Source organism: Pseudomonas mandelii, assembly GCF_002251635.1.
Taxonomy (GTDB): Bacteria; Pseudomonadota; Gammaproteobacteria; order Pseudomonadales; family Pseudomonadaceae; genus Aquipseudomonas; species Aquipseudomonas mandelii_B.
In genome coordinates this window covers 1-24,677 of the sequence record NZ_NMOJ01000191.1, presented here as the reverse complement: position 1 = coordinate 24,677, position 24,677 = coordinate 1, and the positions used below count along the sequence as shown (strand labels likewise).

Sequence of the window (24,677 nt, the reverse complement as noted above, 5' to 3'; positions counted from 1 at the left end):
AGGAAATGGGGAATATTTGAGATCTGTACATCCACAATTTTTTCACCATCGCCAACCACCGACTAAGCTTCAGACAAGTCCGATCAATCTGCGTGAATGGATCAATCGACTATGGGCGCGTTATGGCAAACCGATACGAGTAAAACTGTGGTTCCGACTGAACGTGTGGATGAAGCGCCTATTCCTGAAAAACCCCCTGGCAGTCGCACGACGCACGGTTGGGGGGCGTTTTGGTTGTTGCTGGTTATTATCCTGATTGTCCTGGGGCTTGCCGCTGCCAAGGAAATGCGTACCTCGAAGTTTCAATCCCGCGAGGTGAGCAAATTCGCCGCCTCCCTGAGTTACGAAATGAAACCCGGCCCCAGCGACGCGATTCGCTATCCGGGCGCAGGCCCTTTCGACCTTCGTCTGGGCTACAGCTCGATGGGCGAGTTTCTGCCGCGGTTGCTCAAGCGTGACTACGTCATTGCGTCACAAACCCGCTTTTCCCAAAAGCTGATGGACTACACCGACAACGGTTTTTTCGTGCCCTACGCGGAGAAAATCCAGGCTGGACTATCCATTACCGACTGCCGCGCCGTGCCGCTGTACCAGTACAACTACCCGCAACAGCTGTATTCAAGCTTTGAGTCGATTCCGCCAGTGGTGGTCAGCAGCCTGCTGTTTATTGAAAACCGCTTTTTGCTCGATCCCAAGCAACCCTTGGCCAACCCCGCTGTGGACTGGCCGCGGTTCGGCATGGCGATCTGGTCCCAGGTTGCCAAGCTGATGCACCTGCCGGGCCAGTCGGCGGGCGGCAGTACGTTGGCGACGCAACTGGAGAAATACCGGCACTCGCCTGATGGCCTGACGGTGTCGGGCGCGGAAAAGATCCGGCAGATGATTTCCGCCACCGTGCGCGCTTATCAAGCGGGACCGGAAACCTTGCAGGCCCGGCAAAATGTGNTGCGCGACTACCTCAACAGCGTGCCGCTGTCGGCGGTGCCCGGCCACGGCGAAGTGCATGGCCTGGCCGAGGGTTTGCGGGTGTGGTACGGCGCCGATTTCAACAAGGCCAACGAACGGCTGGCCAGCACCGACACGGATCCCAAGAGCATGGCCGAAAAGGGCCTGGCCCTGCGTGAAATGCTCTCGCTGATGATCGCCCAGCGCCGCCCTTCTCACTACCTGACCAAAGGCCACGATGAACTGGCCGACCTCACCGACAGCCACATCCGCCTGCTGGCGGCGAATGGCGTGATCGATGCGCCCTTCGCCACCGCCGCCCTGGCCAGCAAGGTGACCTACCGCGACTGGCAGACCCAGCCGACCATTCAGCCGATTGAAACCAACAAAGGCATCAGCGTGGCGCGCAGTCGTCTGGGCGGGCTGCTCAACCGTCCGCTGTACGACCTCGACCGCCTCGACCTCTCGGCCACCAGCACCCTGCAAGGCGACTTGCAAACCCAGGCCACCGAATACCTCAAGCACCTGGCCGACCCGGTGTTTGCCACACAAATCGGTCTGATGGGTGAACGCTTGCTCACCCCCACCAGCACCACCCAGGTGCGCTACAGCTTCACGTTGTTTGAGCTGACACCGGACGGCGCGCGCGTGCGGGTGCAGACCGACAGCACCGATCAGCCGTTCGACATCAACGAAGGCAGCAAGCTGGAACTGGGCTCTACCGCGAAAATGCGCGTGCTCACCACCTACCTGCAAATCATGGCCGAGCTGCACGACAAGTACGCAGCGATGACCATCCCGGAACTGAAGAAAGTCGACGTCCCGGATCAGGACCGCCTGAGTCGCTGGGCCGTCGATTACCTGATTGAGAACAAGGACCGCAACCTGCCGGCCATGCTCGGCGCCGCGCTGGATCGTAAATATTCGGCGAGCCCCGGCGAAGCCTTTTTCACCGGCGGCGGGTTGCACACCTTCNTTAATTTTCGCAAGGAAGACAACGGCCGCAGCCCGACCTTGCGCGACGCCCTGCGCGAGTCGATCAACCTGCCGTTCATTCGTCTGATGCGTGATGTGGTGCGCTACACCACCTATTCCGGCCCCAACAACAGCGCCGAATTGCTCAAGGACGATCGCGACCCACGGCGTCAGGAATACCTGGCCAATTTCGCCGACCGCGAAGGCACTTCTTTCCTGCTGAAGTTCTGGAAAAAATACAAAAACAAAGACACCCAGGCGCGGCTCGATACCTTCCTCGACAGCATGCGTCCGACGCCGATTCGCATGGCGGCGGTGCACCGTTATCTGCTGCCCCAGGCCAGTCAGGAAAGCTTCAACGCCTTTGTGCGTGCGCACCTCAAAGGCGCCAAGCTCACCGAAAAACTCACCGACGAACGCCTGCAACGGCTCTACGAGAATTACAGCCCCGGCGCCTACGACTTGCCGGATCAGGGCTTCATCGCCAAGGTTCACCCGCTGGACCTGTGGCTGATGGGCTACCTGCTGAACAACCCGGATGCGAAGTGGAGCCAGATCGTCAAAGCCAGCCAGTTCGAGCGTCAGGAAGTCTACAGCTGGCTGTTCAAGAGTCGTCACAAGGGCGCTCGCGACAGCCGTATTCGCACCATGCTGGAGATCGAAGCCTTCCTCGACATTCATCAGCGCTGGCAGAAAGTCGGCTACCCGTTCGATCACCTGGTGCCGTCATTGGCCACCGCCATCGGCAGCTCCGGCGACCGCCCGGCAGCCTTGGGCGAGCTGATCGGCACCATCCTCAACGACGGTGTGCGCATGCCGACATTGCGCATCGACACCCTGCATTTCGCGGCGAATACACCCTACGAAACCAAACTGATCAATGACCCGGACGCCGGCAAACGGGTGATGCCGTCCGAAGTCGCTGCCGCCATGCGCGAGGCCTTGTCGCAGGTGGTGGATGCCGGTACAGCCAAACGTGTTTCCGGCAGTTTCATCACGCCCGATGGCAAACCCTTGGCCATGGGCGGCAAGACCGGGACCGGCGACAACCGCATTGAAGCCATCGGCGCCGGCGGGCGGGTGCTCAGTTCCAAGTCGATCAACCGCACCGCCACCTTTGTGTTCTATATCGGCGACCGCCACTTCGGCACCCTCACCGCGTTTGTGCCCGGCAGTTCAGCGCAAGGTTTCAAGTTCACCTCGGCGCTGCCCGTGCAGGTGCTCAAGGGCATGGCGCCAATTCTCACGCCGTATCTGCAACCGGGTGCGCATACGCAATGCCTGCCGGTGGAGGTCGCGCGGCGCTGAAAAAAGGCGGTAATTAGTTATTTTCGGCATTGGTAATTCCAATGCATTTGGGGGGCCAACACTGATTAAGCAGCGGTAATTCAGGCTTTTACTTTGAGCCTCGGGCGTTAGGCTGGTCACTCCACTTAACGCTCAAGGTTTATTAAAAGCATGACTGACTTACACGGACGTATATCAGCGCTACCGACACCGGGGGCCGATGACCATAAAGGTCGTCATTACGACTTCATCAAGAGCCGTCTCCATCCCGCGTTCAAGGACGCTTCACTGCGACGAATTCGGGAGCTGAGCCTCACACAAACGGCTTCAGGGTATTGGGTACAGGCCACCAGGGATTTCGATCACACGCCGTTACAAGAAGCCAACTTCGAACGCTGGTCCGCTCAAAACACCGTCGATCGGGTCATGGACAAGGTACAAGGCGTTTACGAATTCGCCGAACCGGTACTGACCGAGGCGTTACTGAAACAGTTCGGTGTCGACGTCGATGTAAAGACCACTTACTTGCATCTTTATCTACCCAAAAAGCTTCCCTGGTATTCAGCCGACTTCGGCGGTGCCGTGACCCGAATCGTTTCACTGCTGGACGCGGCGCTGCACAACTTCGCGAGCAAGGAAACCTGCGAACCAGACTCGGACTTCATCAGCCAGCCCGATGCTCGCGGGCATTTCGACATCCTGCCGATCAAACGCAACATGTCCATCGCCCAGTTTCAGACCCTGTGTCGCAAGCTGGACATTGGCGCGCGCTACACGAAATACCTCGAAGAGCAGTTGCGGCCCAGGGATGGCCTCGTGCGGGCTGTTTTGAAACACAAGATCGTCGAGAGCGAGAAAGCCTCGTTTAAAGCGGCCGCCAGACTGGCCGTCCTGAAGGGCGACATCGACGCCGATAGCTGTGACCTGATCCTGATGATGCTCGATGGCCAGCGCAACCTCACCCGCAAAGGCCGGATAATGCAATTCGCCAACCTGTCGATTCTCGACAGCTTGCTGACCGGAATCGTATTGATTACGCCGGATCTGGACCGGACCCGTGAGGTGGTGCCGATCTTCGCTTACGTCCCTCAAGACCCTGAGCACCCGCTGAAAGAGTACCCCTCGACCCTCGCGTTCGTGAATGAACTGACGCGTCAGTTACGTAACAACGACGTCATACCGTCCACCGGCATGACCTACCAGCAATACTTCAGCCGGTTCGTCGATCAATCCGATCGAGGGCATTTTTTCGGTGGGCTGCAACAACGTCTGTTCCAAGTGAAATGGCATCAGAAAGAGCCGCTGGACCAGAGGCCGAGCTGGCGGGAAGTGGCCGTCACTGACCCTCATCTGCACTTCAACACCGCACCGCTCACCGGCGAACTCTGGCAGTACCTGTTTGAGCAAAAACTCAACAAGGTTCTCAATGACGCCCGACACATCGCCGTGTCCACCGCCGATGCCGATACCAACGCCCGATGGGCCTGGTGGGAGAACTTCAAGAAAATAGCCTCGGACATCTTCAACATCGCCCTGATGGTCGTCACGCCGTTCGTTCCCGGACTCGGTGAGCTGATGATGGGCTACATGGCTTATCAGATGGCCAGTGACGCCATCGAAGGCATCGTCGACATGACACTGGGGCTGTGGACCGAAGCCACCGAACACATCATCGGCGTGGCCACGGATTTTCTTCAGCTCGCGGCCTTTGCCGCCGGTGCGCAGATCGGTGCACTGGCACGCCTGAAACTGTCGCCGCTGATCGAAGGCATGAAACCGGTCACCCTGCCCAACGGCGAACACCGGCTGTGGCACCCCGACCTCAAACCCTATGAATTGTCCGATGTGCAGTTATCGCCGGACTCCAGACCCGACGCGCTGGGGCTGCATGTCCACGAAGGCAAGGATGTTCTGCCACTGGATGACAAGCACTACGCCGTGCAAAAGGATCCGCAAACCGGCAACTACCGCGTCAAACACCCGCATCGCGAGAATGCTTATCTGCCCGAGCTGAAACACAACGACCTCGGCGCCTGGACTCATGAAGCCGAGACCCCGCGAACCTGGGATCGCCCGACGCTGATGCGCCGTCTCGGCCACTCCGTGGAGGGCTTCAGTGACGCGCAGCTCGAAGACGTTCGCATCGCCAGCGGCACCGACGACGGTGCGCTGCGCCGGATGTACGTCGACAACACGGCCCCGCCCCCGTTACTGGACGACAGCCTCACCCGCTTGAACATCCAGCGCCAGACCCGTCAGGCGATTGAAAGGATTCGCTCGGGTCAGCCTCTGGATCCTTCCTCCTACTGGTTTGAACCGCTGGCGACTTACCTGGAGGGCTGGCCCGCGGATAAAGCCCTGAAGGTCTACGAAAACGCCGACACGAGCGGCCGGTTCCGCCAGTACGGCAATGCCGATGCGAGCGACGGGCAGACGCTGTCCACCAGTTTGTCCAACCTCATGAGCGACCGATTTGCGCCAGACCTTGTCGAGTTTCTCAGCGAAGAAGAGCTGCAAGCCGTGCTCGGTAGGTCCACCGCCAAAAGTGAACGAGTGCAAGCGTTGCGTAATCGACTGGCGGATGAAGCCAGTCGAATGGACGCGGACATCGTCAATCAGCTTTACCAAGGTGCCCAGGCGTCTGACGACCCGCAGTTGCGACTCCTACGCCACTCATATCCCGAACTGCCGTCCCGTGCGGCAGCGACGTTGCTGAGCAGTGCCGACGCGACCGACCTCAAGCGCATGACCCAGGAGCAACGTCTGCCACTCAGCCTGAAAAGCCGAGCGCGGGAAGCCGCCTTCGAAGCCCGGACCAACCATGCCTATGAAGGCTTCCACGACGGCGCGCAGTGGGTGGAGGAAACCGAGAGCCTGGTACTGAACGCCTTGAGGATTCATACCGACACCTTCGCGCAAATGCGCATCGAGGTTCGCGAAGGCAACGATTCCGGCCCCTTGCGCAGCCGTGTGGGGGCCGAGGACGCGTCCATGGTCCGGGTGCTGGTCAAGGATGATGTCAACCGGTTCGAAGTCTGGGACGGCGACAACCACAAACTGCACGACGCCGCTGATTTTTACGACGCCGTGCTCAACGCCTTGCCGAAAAACAAACAGGCGCAGCTGGGTTATCGGCCGGGCCAGGGCGCCTTTTTCAAGCAATGGGTGATGGCGAAGACCGAGACACCGGCGCAGCGTCGTACCGCGCTCGCTGCACCGCCGATCCGTCCGCAGGCTGACCATGAAGACATGATGCTGTTGCGCGGTCCCGGTTTCTCCGTAACCGCCCCCACGCTCACCGAACGGGTGCAGGATATCTACCCCCACTTCAACGAACGCGAGGTCGATACCTTCGTTCGATCCCTGGGTTCGCAGGAGCAAGGTCACCAGACACTGACCCGACTGGACCGCGAACTGGATGACTTGCGTGTGCTGTTCAATCGCTGGCGATACCAGCAGCCGGATACCTGGGGCCCGGATCAACGCGGGTTCGTCAACAGTGGCGGCTTGCACCTTGCCGAGCGGTTCATCGACTGTTTCAAACGCAAGCCCACGGTCTTTGGTGAACGCAGTATCACGGCCGACGGCGGTTATGCGCTGGACCTGTCCACAGAGTTCGGGATGTACGACCTCGAACGTTGGTGGAAGGACCTGCCGGATATCAAGCACTACCTCGATCAGATCAGCACCTTGAATCTGGACCGCACGCACCTATCCGAATCCGCCACAGGCCTGTTAGGGGACTTCACTCATCTGCGGCAACTGAGCGCCCGCAGCTGCGGCTTGACGCGACTTCCCGACACCATCGGCAAGATGCACCACCTGCGCACTTTGCGGTTAATGAACAACGACATCACGTTGACCCCATCGGCTGTCGAGCAACTGCGAAACCTGACCCGCATGGAAACCCTCAGGCTCGATGACAACAAGCGGTTGGGCCTGCTCCCGGACGTTGGACGCATGCCCAGACTGAGAATCCTGAGTTTGAGCAACACCGGGGCCACCACCTGGCCCGATGGCCTGTTCGGGCCCTTCAACAAACGTCGACCGCGCGGCTTCTTTCTGGATTTGCAGGAGAACCCGATCAGCGTCATTCCGAAAGTCGTGCCCGGCTCGGAGGACGCCTTCCTCCTGGCGCGGACCCGCCTGTACGAAAAGCAACTCTCGGACGCCAACCTGATCACTTTCAAAGCGTATCGACGGTCAGTCGGCATCTCGCCCAAGCAGGTCTACGCCAATGCGGCACGCGACGCGATGTACTTGTGGCCCATGAATGACGACTCGGTATGGTGGAGTAACCAAGTCTCAGGGCTGGGTACTTTTCGAGAGGAAGCCTGGCACGACTTGATGACCGAGCCTGGCTCCGAAGACTTTTTTGCCTTGATCCAGAAACAGACCCGCTCGGCCGATTACACGGCCGGTGGTGAATTGCGTCAACAGCTCAGCAACCGGGTCTGGCGCATGATTGAAGCCATCGACCTGGACACCGAGTTGCGCAAGGATCTGTTCGCAATGGCCAAGGCGCCCACCACCTGCGCCGATGCCGGAGCCCAAGTGTTCAACCACATGGGCATCAAGGTGCTCGCCTCCGAAGCTTATGCCTTGTCGACATCCAACGCCGTCCTTGAAAGCAAACTGGTGAACCTGGCCAGAGGTGCCGCTCGCCTCGCCCGCGTGGATGACATTGCCCGTGCCGACTTCGGCAGTCGGCCAGGCAATCCGGATGAGGTCGAGGTGTACCTCGCCTACGAAACCGGCCTGGCTCAACGCCTCGGTTTACCTTGGCAATCGGAGTCGATGCTGTATCGTCCCACGGCCGGCGTGGACGCCAACACCCTCGACACCGCCTTCGATACGGTGATGTCCATGGAGGCCGGCGATGGCTTGATCAACGACATGATCGAACAGCCGTTCTGGCAGAAATACCTGCAGGACACGTACCCGAACGAGTACCGGCGCAATGCCCTGTTTTACGAAACCAAGAGCGAATTGCTGGATGAGTTACGCGAAGTTCAACACGCCTGGGCCCGCTCCAAAGGCCAGCAGATTGCACAACGACGAGCACTCAAACAGCGCCTGCAAGACCTCGCCCGGCGCCTGGATGTCGATGAGAGTGTGGTGTTGACCGATGAAGACATGACTGATGAGGTCTATGGCCAATTGCTGCACGACATGGGCTACGAAGAAAAAGAGCTGAGCCGAAAACTCACCCGCGCAGCGCTGCAAAAAGACGCACAGCCGTAATCGGCAACCCCTGATGCATCGGGTGATGCATCAGGGTTCAACCCTTAACCCATTTCCGAATCCCAGATCACCGTGACAGTGCCCGAGTACGTTCTCGCGACACCGGGCTTGAGCATTTCGCCGACTTGATCCTGCGTAATCTCGAAATGCAACGTTCCCGGTTTGCGATCGACATAAAAGCGTGGCTGGAACAACTCGGTACCCATACCGTCGCGCCGCAATGGCCGGCGACTGACCGGCTGATCGGCGGCATCCACCAAGCCACTGGGCAAGGTCAGGCTGACGTCGAGCGGCACGACATGACCGGAAACCGGGTCGCGTACCGAGCAGCGATTGCCATCTTCGCTGTACTGGCAATCCAGGCTCATCTTGAAGCGGCTCGACGAAGAGAGATTGAACGTCTGATCACGAAACAACCGCGTCGGCTTGCGCCCTTGCGTCAGCCAGGCTTGCCAGCCGCCCTGCGGGACCAGTTCGATGCGATTGCCACCGGGGGGAATCTCGACCTTGAGGGTGTGCCGAACATCCAGGGAGAAGTTGAGGGTCAGTTGGTTGTCATTGGGAATCATGACATCACCCATGTCGAAATCCTGACGAGGACCGACCATGTAGGTAATGGAGCCTGTGTATTTACCCGCGGCCATGTTCAGCGGATCGGGCGTGCGCAGTTCATAGGCGTACACAAAATACAGATACTTAAAGGACATCGGGATGTCGAACAGCGCCTTTTTGCTGCATACGCCCGCCCCCACCGGGACTCTCCAGAAACTGTTGTAGCCAACGGGTCCCGCAGTCGCGTTACCGACCCCCAGACACGGCGCAGGCGCATACACCCAGCCCCCTCCCTGCCACATCTGATCCCACCAACCGCCTCCCGTAATGTCGGTGATTGGACGGGGAATTGCGGCTTCGTGCCCGATCCCGCCGATACGAATGGAAAGCACCTCGGTATCACCCGACTCGTGGGTGACCACCACCTCTCTCCAGTCCGAGGGAACGCGGGCCATTCCGCCTTGCCGCGGGTCCGCATGGTTGGCCAGGATTGGCGCATTCGCCGTGAAGGAAATAGGCGCAATAAGGCTGAACAGCTTATAGGGCGCACAGGCCTGTGGAATCTGCCGGCAAAAACCTTCGGACGGGGTCATGTTGACGAACACGTTATTATTCGGATTCGAGGAATCCGGCACGAACTCCGCCGTGATCTCTGCCACCACCGCCTCTGCAGGCATCGAAAACACAGCGCACAACAGACTGGTCAATACAAACCCATTCCGAGCCCGGACTGATCGCTTCTTCAATAAACGCTTCATTTTGGCAGTACCGCATTGAAGACCATATTCACGCTGCCAAAATAGCTGCCCGGTTTATAAACCCCATCGACAGGCGGCATTGGCACGATCTCCAGCAACACCCGTTTACCCGGCGCAGCATCACTCATTGACACCACCTCGCGACTGTCCAGCTCATTGAGCACATGGCCGTTGAACAGCACGCGCAAACCAATGTCATGGGCATCCGTCCCGTTGGACAAATACGGCCTGCCCTCAAGGCGGGCTTCGATGGAGCCGGCTTCATTCTTCACGTCGAAATACTTGCGCAAGCTGCCCAGGGTCGAGGTCGTCAGGTTCCACGGCAATGGCTGTTCGCGGTGAATCCAGTCGGGGTCTGCGGGAATGACATAAAACGCCTGGCTCGGGATCGTTACGAACACTTCGAAGTGCTGCACTTCGCGGGCGGCATACGCTGAATGGCAGGCCATTACCGACATCATCAGGACGGTCAGTTTTCTGAACATAGTCATCAGCCTTTCACATCGAGTTTCTTGCGGCTTTCGCCTTCAACCAACGTGAAGCGGTACTCGCGGCCTGCCTGTTTCTCGAACTCGAAGTTGCGGCCGGCCAGAATGTGATGCTTGGTGGTCGGCTGGCAGTCCTGGTCGTTCTTGACCGCGCAATCCTTGAACTCGTCGATCACCACCACGGTGTTGCCGGTATTGCGGATCCGGTATCGGGTCGCCTCGTTCTCGATCACGCTGGCGTAACGCGGGTCCTTGGGACGAACGAAAAACACCGCGCCATAACCGGCCAGCACCGTGACCCCGGCGGACAGGGCTTTCTTGTATTCCTCACGTTCCTCGCCGGAGACCGCAAATTCGTCTTCTTTCTCGGGCACCACCGGCACGAAACGCACGCGGAAATAGCGCTCCTTGTCGCGCTCGCCCATGTACAGCAATCGCGTGCCTTGCATGCCACTGGCGGGCACGATCAGCCGCGCCGGGCTGGCCATCAAGCCATCCCGGGATTTGCCGTCGGCATTGGACTGGAGCGGCACTTCCCGGGATTTGCCATCGGCGTCGTAGAGGATTTCAAGGATGTTGACCTTGACGAAAGCGGTGCTGTCGCCGCCGTTGTAGACGCGTTTCAAAAAGGTACTTTTGTCGCCGTCCAGGTAGTCGTAAACGGTGCCGATATTGATGCTCGGCCCGGCGTGTGCCGTCTGGGTGAACAAACAAAAACCAATCAGTGCCAACCGACGTTTCATCGTCATTTACCTCATAAAAAAGTGCGTGGTGCCGGGCATCAACCTGCCGTCGGCGTCTCGAGCGTCAGGTCCGCCAACGTGTCGGGCGTGCAGCGCAGATCACCGATCATCAGCACGTTGTTTTCCGTGCGGCCATTGCTCGGGTCCAGACGGAACTGGCACAGCAACTGATTGCCGTAGCGCACTTCCAGGGTCGGTGAGCCGGCGTTCATTTCCATGGAGAAGAAGCCGTCCACTTCACTCACCCCGCGACTGGCGTGGTTGATGATGTGATGGCCCTTGAGCGGGTTGCCCTGGGGGTCGATCAGGCGGCCGAGGACGGTGAGGGTTCGCATCACGCGGATCTGGCGATAATCCACGCCGCCCTTGTTCAGGTGATAGCTGGAACGGGCCGGCTGGATGGTCGCGGCAGGCACATGGTTGCCTTCGAAATCGAAACTGACGGAGCTGCTTTTATAAGCCGTGATCGGCACGAAATTGCGTCCGGGCTTGAGCACCGCGCTGCCGCCGCTCAAATCGTCGGCGCGCAACGTGATGTCGTCGATGTCCGACTCGACATCGATGATCATGCCCGCGCCGTTGCGGTGGTATTGGCTGGTCACGATCATTTTTTGCCCACCGACCGCCACGGTGCTGTCGAGGTTGAGGCCGCCGGTGAGGTCGTTGTTGTAAGAGGAGCGCTGGATAAAACCGTCAGCGTTGGCCAGGTCCGATTGCATCGTCGCCAGCGCATTCAAACCGATGCCATAGGTGTCGGTGATGGCCGTGGCGGAAACGCTTTGCAGCAGGTGGTCCTGCAAGTCTTTGCGGTAAGTAATCGAGGCATTGTTGTCGCGCCCGCCGTCACGATCGGTACGGGTGCCGATGCTGCCGGACAGCTGTTCTCCCGGACCACCCAGCGCGACGCTCACGCTCAGATCAAGGCCACGGTTTCGATCATTCCCCGAGCTGAAACTGCCCGGTCTGTCGAACAGTGACAGGCGCCAATTGGCATCGCTGCCGAACAGTTGCGCGCGCTGGGTCCAGCCCAGGTCCACGCCGACGCCTTCGGTGTTGCCTTCACTGTGGGACACCCGGGCATTGACCGAACTTTTGCTGGTGAGTCGATGATTCACCGACAACGACGAGTTGCTGGTCTGGCCGATAAATACGTTGCGCTGCCGCACGCGCGTGCCGTCGGGCAGGGTGTCGTAGAGCCGCGTGGTGTCGAGCCAGCTGCGGTTATGGCTGGCGACGAGGCTGCCGCTGCCGTAGGAGTAAAGCCCCTGCACGTCAAAACCGGTGCCGTAGTCCTGAGTCTTGTAGACGTTGGCAAAGACGCTGGCGTTGTTGACGATGGCCCAGTCGACCGACGTGCCGTATTGCAGGGTGTCTTTCACTTGCCGACCCGACAGGCCGAGGATCACCCGTGGGTGCAGCAGGAAGTTGAACGCGGCGCCAGCGGTCATGTCGCCGTCGGCCTGCTCATCCCAGTTGCTGAGCATCTTCGATTCACGCCCGGCGAACAGGTTGTAGCGCCAGCGCTCGTCATGATTGCTCCAGTTGTTGGGTTTGTAGACCAGTTCCTGAGTGCTCGAAGTGATCTGGCCGTCTTCGATCAGCCGCACTTCGACTTCATAGATGCCGCCGGGCAATGGCCGCGTATCAAGGGTCTGCAAACCGGCCGGCATCGCCTGAGTGTTGATCAGCAAACCGTCGCGATAGATCTCCACCGAGCCCTGGCGATTGGCCGTGACGTAGATCGGGTAGACCGCCGGTTTCGGGTTGTTGATGGCCAGGCTGTCGGAGCTGCCGTACATGACACCCACTGCGGTGTCGGGGCTGGCGCCGAAGGAGCGTGGCTGGCGGGTCAGCCCTTCCGAGGTGGGCGTGAACAAGCCCAGGCGCAGGAAATTGCCTTCCAGTTCGCGCTGGGTGAAGAGCTCGTGCACCGCGTGATAAGTCTGGTTGTCCACACCGCCGAGGCGGGACAACTGCATGTTCACCGCCTGGGTCCAGTTGCCCAGGCTGCTGCTCGCTTCCAGACCGTAGCGACCGCCGAGGTCCTGGTTCTGACCGCCATTGAGGTTCAGCTGGTTGCGCACGATCAACCCGGTGCTGCCGCCTTCGGGCTGGTTGTAATAGCGCTGCACCTGATCATCGCGCTCGGCGTTTTCCGTGAGGATCGACACCAGCGAGTTTTCCAGGCTGTAGTGCACGGCCAGCAGCTGTTCGGGGCAATCGGCCTGGCAGGCGCCCAGCACCACGCCTTGTTTCAGGTAATTGGCCCAGATGTCACGCTCGCTGGGTTTGATCGTGCTGTCGCTGACATCGGCGAAGTCAACGAGGGTGATGCGATCATCGCGGGTCAACACGACCATCGCCTCACCGAGAAACTGTTGGTCAAGTTCCACGCGCACCGCCAGCGGCACATCAAAGAAGTGCTCTTCGAACTCGCTCGGTAGACCCTTTGCTTGCGCAAGCAAACTTCGGGGTGTGTGGCCGTTGTCCGCTGGCGCGGCCAGGGCAGTTGCACAAAAACATAGGGCAAGTGCCGTCGCGATGGGAGTCATCGGGAACATGAACGAAATACTCTGAAGATAAATTCGTTGAAACCCGATCGACAGGAACGCAACCCTATCGATCGGTGACCGTTGGCAAGTAAGACAGAACTTACTTACAGAACGCGCCTTGATTTAGATGCGCGGAATGGCATCAAAAATGACGACCGGGTTGGCGGTGTAGAGACCCACCTGGGCGTTGGTCGGCTTCGCGGCCTTGATGACCAGGTCGGCGCGCATGCCACCGTTGGACTCGACGTCACCTACCACTTCCTGGGATTCGGCCGTCAGCACCTTGCCATTGAAGGTGTACGTCAGAGGAATGTTCAAGGTTGGATTACCGTTGAACAGCGGGGTAGGACCGCCGACGACATAAGCGCCAACCGAGCCATTGGTGTGTTGAATATCATAGGTGCCACGGACCTCTGCCAGGTCGCCGACCCCAACGAGGTATTGCATTTTCTCGTCTTTACCGAAGTCCGGGTTCACAGGCTGGGCATGGAAGACCTTGCTTGGGATATCCGCAGTAATGTTGATGGAGGTGCGCGATTCTTCAGCAGCGAACGCCATCGAAGCGCTCAGGGCCAGGAGGGTCATCGGAACGGCGATTGCAAACTTCTTGAACATTATTGAGTACCTGTCTTTTTCAAAGGATTGGGCCGAGAAAAGTCTAAACAAGCGAACTTAACCCCTCGCACTGATGGCTATTTCGCTTAACTTTCGACACCAGAAGATGATCGTCCAATCTCTTGAAAAAGTAAGTACGTAACTTCCGAAGAACACGTAGTAACAATGGCGTTCGAACAATAGGAAAAAGTTAAAAAAAACGCCAACTTGATTGTTTTACCCTCAGAAAAATACTACACACAGATTTAACTGAAAAAGCACACAGATATAAACTAATAAAACTTCCGTAAGACAGGACCTACTTATCTCATGATAGTGGAATAGTTATCAATCGATAAACTTCCATGATTAGTTTAATTACTCTAAAAGAGCAATCACGCAGGACTCCTCGTCCCTGATGGCATCTGGCCCCAAGCGACCACGAGGCCGACCGTCGGTCCAGAACGCTTGCGCTCGTCTAAAGATATATCTTAAGTTGTATCTAAACACGACGAGAGAAGACGTAAAAATGAGAGACCATCATTCCCATCGAGACCACAGCGACAGCCGCGACGGCTTCGAGAAACGCCCGGGCCCCGGCCGTGAACGCGGTGGCCGTGGCCCCCGGGTGTTTGCCCCCGGCGACCTGAAACTGCTGCTGNNGGCCCTGATCGCCGAACAGCCCTGCCATGGCTACGACCTGATCCGCCAGATCGAAAGCCTGTTCGACGGCGCCTANTNCCCCAGCCCCGGTGTGATCTACCCGACCCTGACCTTTCTCGAAGAAAGCGAAATGATCCTGGGCGACGCCGAGGGCGGCAAAAAGCGCTACACCATCACCGACGCCGGACGGCTGTCGTTGACCGAACAGGCCATTGCGCTGGACGGCGTGCGAATGCGCATCGAGGTCAGCAAGCGCTCGTTGCGCGGCCATGATCGCCCGGCCGAGATCCACGAGGCGGTGCACAACTTGCGTCACGCCCTGCAAATGCATCACGGCCGCTGGAGCCCGGAAGAAATCCTGCGGGTTCGCGACCTGCTCAACAACACCGCCAAAGCCATCGTCGATGGCCCTGCCGTTCAACCCGTTCAGGAGAAAGCCGAATGACTGAAGTGATCGTGCAATCCATTCACCGTGTCATGCATGAAATCAAACGTCGCCGCCTGCAAGTGCTGCGGGTGGTTGACCTGACGCCGCGGATGCGCCGGGTCACCTTCGGCGGGCCGGAACTGGCGGGGTTTATCAGCCTGGGCAGCGACGACCACGTCAAACTGCTGTTCCCGCAAAATGCGGCCGAACACGCCGCACTGGAAACCCTGGTGCTCGGCGCCGGCAAAGACAACGGGCCGATGCCGGCAATGCGCGACTACACGCCGCGTCGCTATGACCTCGACACTCTGGAACTGGACATCGATTTCGTGCTGCACGGCGATGGCCCTGCCTCGACTTGGGCCGAGCAGGCCACGCCCGGCCAGTTCCTGCACATCGGCGGGCCGCGTGGCTCGATGATCGTGCCGGACATGTTCGACAGCTATTTGCTGATCGGCGACGAAACCGCCCTGCCCGCCATCGCCCGCCGGCTTGAAGGTCTGGCGGCCAATCGTCGTGCGCTGGTAATTGTGGAAGTGGAGAACGGCGCCGAGCAGCAACGTCTGGAAAGCGCCGCGCAGGTCAATGTGATCTGGGTCTTGCGTGACGGTGGTAAAGACAATTTGCTGACCACCGTGAAGCAACTGCACGTGCCGAGCGGCAATCTGTATGCGTGGGTGGCGACCGAGACCAAGGTGTCACGGCAGATCCGCCGGGTGTTGCTGGATGAGCACGGATTGAATGAGCAGTTCGTCAAAGCCGTGGGTTACTGGCGGGCGGATGACAGCGACGAGGAGTGATCGGCTTATGGGCCTCATCGCGAGCAAGCTCGCTCCCACAGGTGTCTCGGCTGTTCACAAGTCTTTTGTTCACAATCGATCCCATGTGGGAGCGAGCTTGCTTGCGATNCATGTGGGAGCGAGCTTGCTTGCGATGACGATGGCTCAATCACAAAAAATGCTGACGCCTGGCACCACGCCCAAGCCACCGATCCAGCCCGATCAACACCAGCGCAACAACAACAAACCCAACCAATAATCCCCCCGCATTCAAAAACACCTGTGGATAACCCAACGTGGCGACATCAATGAACGGATAGGGATAAACCGCCAACTCATGCCCACGCAGCAGCGAATAGGCGAAGTACACCAGCGGATAAATCACCCACAACCCGATATGTCGCAGCCGTAAAGTGCCTTTGGGCACGCCCCACCACCAATACGCCAGAAACAGCAGCGGCATGACGTCGTGCATCAACTCATCGGCCAGCAACTGCCAGCCTTCGGGATGCCACAAGTGGCGCAACAACAGGCTGTACGCCAGGCCGACAACCACGATGCTCACGGCAATCGCGCTGCTGACCCACGGCTGCAAAAACCAGCGTCGCGCCGCCGACTCACGGGACGTCCATTCACAGGTCAGCACGGTCGCCACCAGCGTATTGGTCAGCACGGTGAAGTAGCTGAAAAAGCTCAGCAGCCCACCGATCAAGCTAGCTTCCAGCGTCCAGCGCGAGTACAGAATCAAGTACAGCTGAATCGCCAGTCCGGCCCAGCCCAACACGGCGGCCACCGCCACAAAACGACGCCTCGCGGCAGATCCTGGCGTCGACAGGGGGCCCATGTTCAGAGCGGGCGCTTGGTGCGCATCAGCTTCACGTACAGGCGTTCGACCTTCTCCCGCGCCCACGGAGTTTTGCGCAGGAACGTCAGGCTCGACTTGATGCTCGGGTCGCTCTTGAAGCAGCGGATATCAATACGTTCGGCCAGGCCGCTCCATTCGTAATGTTCCACCAGGGTGTTGAGGATTTGCTCCAGCGTCACGCCGTGCAGCGGGTTGTTGTTCTGTTCGGTCATGCCGGGCCTTCGAGCGATGTCAGGATGGGAAGCCGCGCACCTTAGCCGAGGGTGTGGCCGGGTGGAAGCGCGATGTGCGCTCTCTGGTAAATGTAGGTGACGTTGAACGGAACGCTGCCCGGCACTGTTACCAAATACGAAATAATTCATGTCACTAAAAGCGCTTTCTCTATTTGTAACAGGACATTATCCTTGCGCCCGTCAAGCTGAAACGCTTCATCTGCCCGCGACATAGTGCCGCTTTCCGTTCATCCCCCAGAAAAAGATCAAGAATTCCTTCTCTATGCCTGATTTCCCAACTCCGCGAGACAGCGCTGTCTGCACCGCTATTGCCAGCCGAAAAGCCCTGAACCTGATCGGTGGATTCACCGCGTTGAGCCTGGCCACATGCACCCAGGCCGCTTCCGCCTTCGATAGCGAGTCGCCCTGGATGCTCGGCGACTGGAACGGCACGCGCACCGAACTTTCGGAAAAAGGCTACGACTTCAAAGTCGATTACACCGGCGAAATGGGCAGCAATCTGCACGGCGGCTACGACCACGACCGCACCGCGCGCTACAGCGACCAGTTTGGTTTCGGCACGCACCTGGATTTGCAAAAGATTCTGGGCTGGGACGACGCCGAATTTCAGCTGACCATCACCGAGCGCAACGGCAACAACATCAGCAACGACCGCATCAACGATCCGCGTGTGGGCGGTTTCACTTCGGCACAGGAAGTCTGGGGTCGTGGGCAAACCTGGCGCCTGACACAGATGTGGTATCAGCAGAAATTCTTCGACCAGAACCTCGACATCAAGGTCGGCCGCTTTGGCGAAGGCGAGGACTTCAACAGCTTCCCGTGCGACTTCCAGAACCTGGCGTTCTGCGGCTCGCAGGTCGGCAACTGGGTCGGTGGCATCTGGTACAACTGGCCGGTGAGCCAGTGGGCGATGCGCGTGAAATATCACCTGACGCCGGAGCTCTACGCACAGATCGGCGCGTATGAGCAGAACCCGTCGAACCTCGATCGCGACAATGGTTTCAAGCTCAGCGGCAGCGGCACCCAAGGCGCGATTTTGCCGGTGGAACTGGTGTGGTCGCCGAAGCTCAACGGCCTGCCCGGCGAATACCGCGCCGGTTATTACTACAGCAACGCGAAGGCCACGGATGCCTACAAGGACAGCAATGGTCAGCCGGCCGCCCTGAGCGGCGAGGCTTACCGCAGCGCGTCGAGCAAGCACGGCGTGTGGTTGGGTATTCAGCAACAAATAACCAGCCGCGCCAGCAACAATTCGCGCGGTCTGAGCGTGTTCGCCAACGGCACGATGCACGACAAGAAGACCAACGCCATCGACAACTATGTCCAGGCCGGCGTCGTCTACAAAGGCCTGTTCGATGCGCGCGCCAAGGACGACATCGGCTTTGCCCTCGCCCGGGTGCACGTCAACCCGGCCTATCGCAAGAACGCCGAAGCGACCAATCAGGCCCGCGCCATTTATGACTACGACGATCCTACGTTCCTGCCCCCCCAGGACACCGAATACAGCGCCGAACTCTATTACGGCGTGCACGTCACGAACTGGCTGACCGTGCGCCCGAACCTGCAATACATCCGCCACCCCGGTGGTGTGGACAAGGTCGATGACGCGCTGATTGGCGGGATAAAAATCCAGTCATCGTTCTAACAACACCACCAAACCCTGTGGGAGCCGGCTTGCTGGCTCCTACAAGGGATCGCGTCAGCGAAAACACCACCAAACCCTGTGGGAGCCGGCTTGCTGGCTCCTACAAGGGATCGCGTCAGCGAACCTTTTTTATCTGAACCATGCCCGCACAGGATCGTCATCTACAGTGAACTTGCGCGGGACTACTTGAAACGTCACGGAGAAACACACTATGAGCACTGATGGTGCTTCAAGCCCAAGCCGNCTGTTGCCGACCCTGCTCGGCATTCTGCTTCTGNTNATGGGGCTGGCCTTGCTGGCCGGCGGCATCAAGCTGAGNATGCTCGGCGGGTCGCTGTACTACCTGCTGGCCGGTATCGGCATCGCCCTCACCGGCGTTTTGCTGCTGGCTACCCGCCGCGCTGCGCTGGGCCTGTACGCACTGGTGCTGTTCGCCAGTACCGTGTGGGCACTGTGGGAAGTCGGCCTGGATTGGTGGCAGCTGGTGCCGCGTCTGGCCCTGCTGTTCGCGCTGGGCATCGTCATGTTGCTGCCGTGGTTCCGCCGTCCGTTGCTGATNNNNGGCCCTGCGCCNNTGGGCACTGGCGCACTGAGCGTGGCCGTGGTGCTGGCCGGCGCTGCCGCCCTCGCCAGCCAATTCACCAACCCGGGTGAAATCAAAGGCGAACTGGACCGCGACAGCGTGCCCGGCATGACCAACACCGCCCCGGCCATGCCCGACGGTGACTGGAATTCCTACGGCCGCAGCGCTCATGGTGATCGTTACTCGCCACTGGCGCAGATCACCCCGGAAAACGCCCACAAGCTCGTACCGGCGTGGACCTATCGCACCGGCGACATCCCTGGCCCAGGCGATCCCGGTGAAACCACCGCAGAAAACACCCCGCTGAAAGTCAACGGCATGCTCTACGTGTGTACGCCGCACAGCCAGGTGATTGCCCTGGACCCGGACACCGGCAAGGAAATCTGGCGTTTCGACCCGAAGCTCTCCACACAAAACGCGGCGAACTTCAAGGGTTGGGCGCACATGACTTGCCGTGGCGTGACCTATCACGATGACGCCGTCTACGCGTCCGAGCAAAGCCCGACCGGCACCGCCAGCCCTGCGCCTGTCAGCGCCGTCTGCCCGAAACGCATTTTCGTACCGACTGCCGATACTCGTCTGATCGCCCTGAACGCCGACACCGGCAAGATGTGCGAAGACTTCGGTGACAAAGGCCAGGTCGACCTGCGTGCCAATATCGGCAGCTTCGCTCCAGGCGGTTACTACTCCACTTCGCCACCGGCCGTGACCAAGAACCTGGTCGTGATCGGCGGTCACGTGACCGACAACGTTTCCACCGACGAGCCTAGCGGCGTAATCCGCGCGTTCGACGTACACACCGGCAAGCTGGTGTGGAACTGGGACAGCGGCAACCCGGACGACACCACCCCGTTGGCCGAGGGCAAGACCTACACGCGCAACTCGCCGAACATGTGGTCCATGTTCAGCGTCGATGAAAAACTCGGCATGCTGTACCTGCCGATGGGCAACCAGACCCCGGACCAGTTCGGTGGCGATCGCACGCCTGAATCGGAACTGCACGCCGCCGGCCTGACCGCCCTCGACATCGCGACCGGCCAGGTGCGCTGGCACATGCAGTTCACTCACCACGACCTGTGGGACATGGACGTGGGCGGCCAGCCTAGCCTGATCGACATCAAGACCGCTGACGGCGTCAAGCAAGCAGTCATGGCTTCGACCAAGCAAGGCAGCATCTACGTGCTGGACCGCAGCAACGGCAAACCCGTGGTGCCGATCAATGAAGTCCCTGTACCGCAAGGCGCAGTGGCCGGCGATCACACCTCCCCGACCCAACCGAAGTCCGACCTGAACTTCATGCCGCCGCCGTTGAAAGAACGCGACATGTGGGGCGTGACCCCGTTTGACCAGATGCTGTGCCGGATCGATTTCAAATCCATGCGCTACGACGGCCCGTTCACGCCGCCATCGCTGCAAGGTTCGATCGTTTACCCGGGTAACTTCGGCGTGTTCGACTGGGGCGGCATTTCGGTTGACCCGGTACGTCAGATTGCTTTCGTGAACCCGAGCTACATGGCGTTCAAATCGAAACTGATCCCGGCTGCCGACATCGCCAAGCAAGGCCCGCGTNAAAGCGAAACCGAAGGCGTGCAGCCGAACAAAGGCGCGCCTTACGGCGTCGTCCTCGAAGCCCTGCTCTCGCCTCTGGGCCTGCCGTGCCAGGCACCGGCGTGGGGTTATGTGGCAGCGGTCGACCTGACCACCCACAAAACCATCTGGATGCACAAGAACGGCACCGTGCGCGACAGCTCGCCGGTTCCAATCCCGCTGACCATGGGCGTGCCTAGCCTGGGCGGTACATTCACCACCGCCGGTGGCGTGTCCTTCCTCAGCGGCACCCTCGACCAGTACCTGCGTGCCTATGACGTGAAAAACGGCAAGCAACTGTGGGAAGGCCGCCTGCCTGCAGGCGCGCAAACCACACCGATGACCTACACCGGCAAGGACGGCAAGCAGTACGTGCTGGTCATGGCTGGCGGTCACGGCTCGCTGGGCACCAAGCAGGGTGACTATGTGATGGCGTTCAAACTGTCGGAATAAGTTGTAGCGGCAGTTAAAGGAAAGGCGACTCCTGCGAGGGGGTCGCCTTTTTTGTGGGTGCCATTTTCGCCACACTGCAGATCCAATGTGGGAGCGGGCTTGCCCGCGATGGCGGTGTATCAGTCAGCACATGCGTTGAATGTTAAACAGCCATCGCGGGCAAGCCCGCTCGTATGGTAGGACTTGAAGGGAGGAGGAGGGACAAGGCTCGATTCTGACTGTTGACGCAGTACAGACTGTGGGAGATTTCGCCCCTCCTCCTTTCACCCAAGCGCCGATAAAGAATGCATCTGGCTAGACCGACGATAGGAACAAGCCTGCGCCTCTGAGTGAGCCCTTCAAGTGCTCAAACCTTATCTCGGAGGAAATCCTATGGCAATGCCGGTCTCTCTATCAAAACCGATCGTGGGCGTGGATGTCGCCAAGAATGAACTGGTGATTTATCAGGCTGATAACGATTTGCTTAAAGAGATTCCCAACACTAAAACATCCATCAAGCAGTGGCTGAATACGTTGCCGGGGACGGTGGCTATTGCCATTGAGGCGACCAACATCTATCACCTGGACTTTGCTGATCTGGCCTATGAGGCCGGATGTGCGATTTACATGGTGGGAGGCTATGAACTCAAACATTATCGCGAAGGCGTGAAAATCCGCGCCAAAACCGACGCGCTGGACGCCAAGTTGCTGGCCCGTTACCTGAAGAACGAAGCCGAGGAGTTGCGCCCCTGGACCCCTCCATCACCGCTGTACCGCCAGCTCCTGAGCCTCTTCCGCCGCCGGGCTGCCTTGGTCCAGGCTAGGGTTGGCCTGGTGCAGAGTTGGTCGAATGAGCCGCTGCTGAAAGCGGCTTTTGCAGAACAAGTGAAGTCCATGCAGCAGCTTGAAACGCTGATCGAAAAGACGATCAACGATCAGCTCAAAGAAGCCGGTTTACTCGGTCAACTGAAACGTTGCCTGAAAGTTGAAGGCATTGGATTTTTGACTGGGGCTCGCTTGATAACTGCATTTCAGCGCGGGGATTTTAGAAACGCGGATGCGTTTATCGCCTTCCTGGGCATGGATTTACGGGTGTCTAAATCAGGACAGAAGGACGGTCGCCGCAGTTTGACCAAGCGCGGTGACCCCGAGGCCCGCCGGCTTCTGCACAATGCAGCGATGTCGGCTAGCCGTACGAAAGCCTGGAAAGGGTTTTACGAAGCCCAAAGAGCCCGGGGCTTCAGCACTACTGAGGCGCTGGTGATGCTGGCTCGCAAGCTTGCGCGGGTGGCATTCGCTTTGCTGAAAGGGCAAAGCGAATATCAGTCAAAGGTCAGTTGAGGGTTTCCCCTCAACCATAGAATCTCCCACATTGGGTCGTGTCGGGCCTGAATTTATTTGCCAACGTCCTACAGCCGTTGCTGTTCTGGAGGAGGATTCTGACAAGTTCTAGCGGTTGTCGTGTCAGAAGCCGGGGGGATAGGCTTTTGCGGTCGCTGCAAATTCAGCGGCCGGGTTTGGTCGCCCAGGTTTAGAATGGCGCACTTTTCGTGCTTGCATTATGGCGAGCTGTGCGTGGGAGGGCTTCGGCCCTGCCGGGTTCCATTCCCTGGTCGACCAACCTGCGTACGGTTCGCCACCCAACTGCTTGGTCGCAGTCGTGGCGAACTCCCTGTCCCCGAATGGAGCTTCATCATGTTCAAAGAAACCCCGAATCCCCCGCAAACCGACGACGTTTCCCCCTACGAATCCCTCGATTCCAAAAAACTCAACGAAGCCGCCGAGCGCGCGCTGGATCACTACCTCAACCCCGTCGCCCTAAAATCCCCTGCAATGCGCAAACCCAGCACCATGTTTTTGATCGCACCGGACATCAAAGACGAAGACCTGCTGGCCCACACCTGCGAGTCATTGGCCCAGGCTAGTGTAATGGCGAGTGATTTCTCGGACTATCTGGAAGGCCCGCACCGGCACAAGGCGATGGCCATTCAGCAAATCGTCATGCTGGCCGAACTGGCGGTGAACCGGATGCTCGATAACGTCGCCATACCAAAACCTTAGCCGCACGGCTGATCCCCCTGAGGTAGCACATCCCCCTGTGGGAGCGGGCTTGCCCGCGATGGCGGTGNATCAGTCAGCACATGCGTTGACTGTTAAACCGCCATCGCGGGCAAGCCCGCTCCCACATTGGGTCGCGTCAGGCCTGAATTTATTTGCCAACGTCCTACAGCCGTTGCTGTTCTGGAGGAGGATTCTGACAAGTTCTAGCGGTTGTCGTGTCAGAAGCAGATTTGAAATGACAGGGTAAAAAACCAAAAGGCCGCTTCGGTTTTAGCCGAAGCGGCCTGTTAACTTGATGCATCATTGCCATCGTTTTTCGTCAGCTACTCCTGTGGCTGGCGCCTCGTGTTATGGCAGCTGTGCGCGGGATACCTTCGGGTATGCCGAGTTTCAAGTTCTCGGTCCGCGAACCTGCGTACAGCTGCCACCTTCCATCGCGTCGCGGCGATCAGGGGCGGCTCCAGCCAATCATTTCGAGCCCGACACCGATTAAAGAAACTCCGAATCCCCCGGGAACAGACGACGTTTCCCCGTATGAATCCCTCGATTCCAAAAAACTCCACGATGCCGCCGAGCGCGCACTGGATCATTTCCTCATCCCCGCCGCACTCAGATCCCCTGCCGCGCGCAAACCCAGCACGATGTTTTTGATCGCACCGGACATCAAAGACGAAGACCTGCTGGCCCACACCTGCGAGTCATTGGCCCAGGCCAGCGTGATGGCGAGCGACTTCGCGGACTATCTGGAAGGCCCGCATCGGCACAAGGCAATGGCCATTCAGCAAATCGTCATGCTGGCCGAACTGGCGGTGAACCGGATGCTCGATAACGTCGCCATACCAAAACCTCCGCCGCACAGCTAATCCCCCTGTGGGAGCGAGCCTGCTCACGATTGCGGTCTGACATCTGGCATTGATGTTGGCTGACACTCCGCCTTCGCTGGCAAGCCAGCTCCCACAGGGTTCGGGTACATCTGCAAGTCATCGGTCGGCTGTCAGGCCGCCATCGCTGGCAAGCCAGCTCCCACAGGAATCGGCGTGTACCGCTCGCTTCTCACCACTCATTAGGCCGAGCGTTAGCTCGCCTGCTCTTGATCTTGATCCACCCGCCCCTTTCGGGAGGCTGAGTGGAGGTGTTCATCCGGGGAGTGGCGCGCAGCGCCGTTCGACGCAGTCGAACACGCTGCATGTAGGTGCAGCGAAGCCAACCGGAGGGCAGTGTCCCCGGATGGATACCGGAGCGAAGGTACGCCGAGCCCAGGCGA

16 protein-coding genes are annotated in these 24,677 nt (G+C 59.2%); 9 read left to right on the top strand and 7 right to left on the bottom strand.

Features of this window, described 5'->3' with window-relative positions:
* The first annotated feature begins 111 nt into the window (after nt 1-111).
* Together B7L09_RS23635 and B7L09_RS23630 are read left to right on the top strand one after the other, a co-directional pair.
* Nucleotides 112-3,228 carry a transglycosylase domain-containing protein gene (locus tag B7L09_RS23635; RefSeq protein ID WP_094470847.1) on the top strand — a complete coding sequence of 1,039 codons (3,117 nt, stop codon included), beginning with the start codon at nt 112-114 and terminating at the stop codon, nt 3,226-3,228.
* Between the two features lie 150 nt (nt 3,229-3,378).
* Entirely contained in the window at nt 3,379-8,451 is a 5,073-nt protein-coding gene (locus B7L09_RS23630; protein WP_094470846.1) for an NEL-type E3 ubiquitin ligase domain-containing protein, read from the top strand.
* A gap of 44 nt (nt 8,452-8,495) precedes the next feature.
* On the opposite strand, the gene B7L09_RS23625 is transcribed toward B7L09_RS23630, so the two are convergent.
* From B7L09_RS23625 to B7L09_RS23605, 5 genes are all read right to left on the bottom strand, one after another.
* A complete protein-coding gene (locus B7L09_RS23625; RefSeq protein ID WP_094470845.1) occupies nt 8,496-9,761 on the bottom strand; it encodes a hypothetical protein in 1,266 nt (421 codons plus the stop codon).
* Nucleotides 9,758-10,246, bottom strand: a complete 489-nt coding sequence (locus B7L09_RS23620; RefSeq protein ID WP_094470844.1) for a CS1 type fimbrial major subunit — start codon at nt 10,244-10,246, stop codon at nt 9,758-9,760. The genes B7L09_RS23625 and B7L09_RS23620 overlap by 4 nt, the downstream gene beginning before the upstream one ends.
* A 5-nt stretch (nt 10,247-10,251) precedes the next feature.
* Nucleotides 10,252-10,992 carry a pilus assembly protein gene (locus tag B7L09_RS23615; RefSeq protein WP_094470843.1) on the bottom strand — a complete coding sequence of 247 codons (741 nt, stop codon included), beginning with the start codon at nt 10,990-10,992 and terminating at the stop codon, nt 10,252-10,254.
* Nucleotides 10,993-11,030: 38 nt separating this feature from the next.
* Entirely contained in the window at nt 11,031-13,553 is a 2,523-nt protein-coding gene (locus tag B7L09_RS23610) for a TcfC E-set like domain-containing protein (protein WP_094470842.1), read from the bottom strand.
* Nucleotides 13,554-13,667: 114 nt separating this feature from the next.
* On the bottom strand, nt 13,668-14,159 hold the full coding sequence (locus B7L09_RS23605; protein ID WP_094470841.1) for a CS1 type fimbrial major subunit: 492 nt from the start codon (nt 14,157-14,159) through the stop codon (nt 13,668-13,670).
* 508 nt (nt 14,160-14,667) lie between these two features.
* On the opposite strand from B7L09_RS23605, the gene B7L09_RS23600 reads away from it, so the two are divergent.
* Nucleotides 14,668-15,246 carry a PadR family transcriptional regulator gene (locus B7L09_RS23600; RefSeq protein ID WP_094470840.1) on the top strand — a complete coding sequence of 193 codons (579 nt, stop codon included), beginning with the start codon at nt 14,668-14,670 and terminating at the stop codon, nt 15,244-15,246.
* Complete coding sequence (locus B7L09_RS23595; RefSeq protein WP_094470839.1) at nt 15,243-16,028, top strand: siderophore-interacting protein; 786 nt, start codon at nt 15,243-15,245, stop codon at nt 16,026-16,028. Before B7L09_RS23600 ends, B7L09_RS23595 begins: the two co-directional genes overlap by 4 nt.
* Before the next feature lie 148 nt (nt 16,029-16,176).
* Here B7L09_RS23595 and B7L09_RS23590 read toward each other — a convergent pair whose 3' ends face one another.
* Nucleotides 16,177-16,851, bottom strand: coding sequence for a Pr6Pr family membrane protein (locus tag B7L09_RS23590; RefSeq protein ID WP_094470838.1), 675 nt, complete (start codon nt 16,849-16,851; stop codon nt 16,177-16,179).
* A 2-nt stretch (nt 16,852-16,853) separates the two neighbouring features.
* On the bottom strand, nt 16,854-17,084 hold the full coding sequence (locus B7L09_RS23585; protein WP_094470837.1) for a VF530 family protein: 231 nt from the start codon (nt 17,082-17,084) through the stop codon (nt 16,854-16,856).
* A 283-nt stretch (nt 17,085-17,367) separates the two neighbouring features.
* Between B7L09_RS23585 and B7L09_RS23580 the strand changes: the two genes are divergently transcribed.
* The 5 genes from B7L09_RS23580 (at nt 17,368) to B7L09_RS23560 (ending at nt 24,276) form a co-directional block, all read left to right on the top strand.
* Nucleotides 17,368-18,750 carry a carbohydrate porin gene (locus B7L09_RS23580; RefSeq protein WP_094470836.1) on the top strand — a complete coding sequence of 461 codons (1,383 nt, stop codon included), beginning with the start codon at nt 17,368-17,370 and terminating at the stop codon, nt 18,748-18,750.
* 211 nt (nt 18,751-18,961) lie between these two features.
* Entirely contained in the window at nt 18,962-21,373 is a 2,412-nt protein-coding gene (locus B7L09_RS23575; RefSeq protein WP_094470835.1) for a glucose/quinate/shikimate family membrane-bound PQQ-dependent dehydrogenase, read from the top strand.
* Nucleotides 21,374-21,745: 372 nt separating this feature from the next.
* On the top strand, nt 21,746-22,693 hold the full coding sequence (locus B7L09_RS23570; RefSeq protein WP_042932411.1) for an IS110 family RNA-guided transposase: 948 nt from the start codon (nt 21,746-21,748) through the stop codon (nt 22,691-22,693).
* Nucleotides 22,694-23,047: 354 nt separating this feature from the next.
* Nucleotides 23,048-23,413, top strand: a complete 366-nt coding sequence (locus tag B7L09_RS23565; protein ID WP_094470834.1) for a DUF6124 family protein — start codon at nt 23,048-23,050, stop codon at nt 23,411-23,413.
* 488 nt (nt 23,414-23,901) lie between these two features.
* Nucleotides 23,902-24,276 carry a DUF6124 family protein gene (locus B7L09_RS23560; RefSeq protein WP_094470855.1) on the top strand — a complete coding sequence of 125 codons (375 nt, stop codon included), beginning with the start codon at nt 23,902-23,904 and terminating at the stop codon, nt 24,274-24,276.
* Nucleotides 24,277-24,677 lie beyond the last annotated feature (401 nt).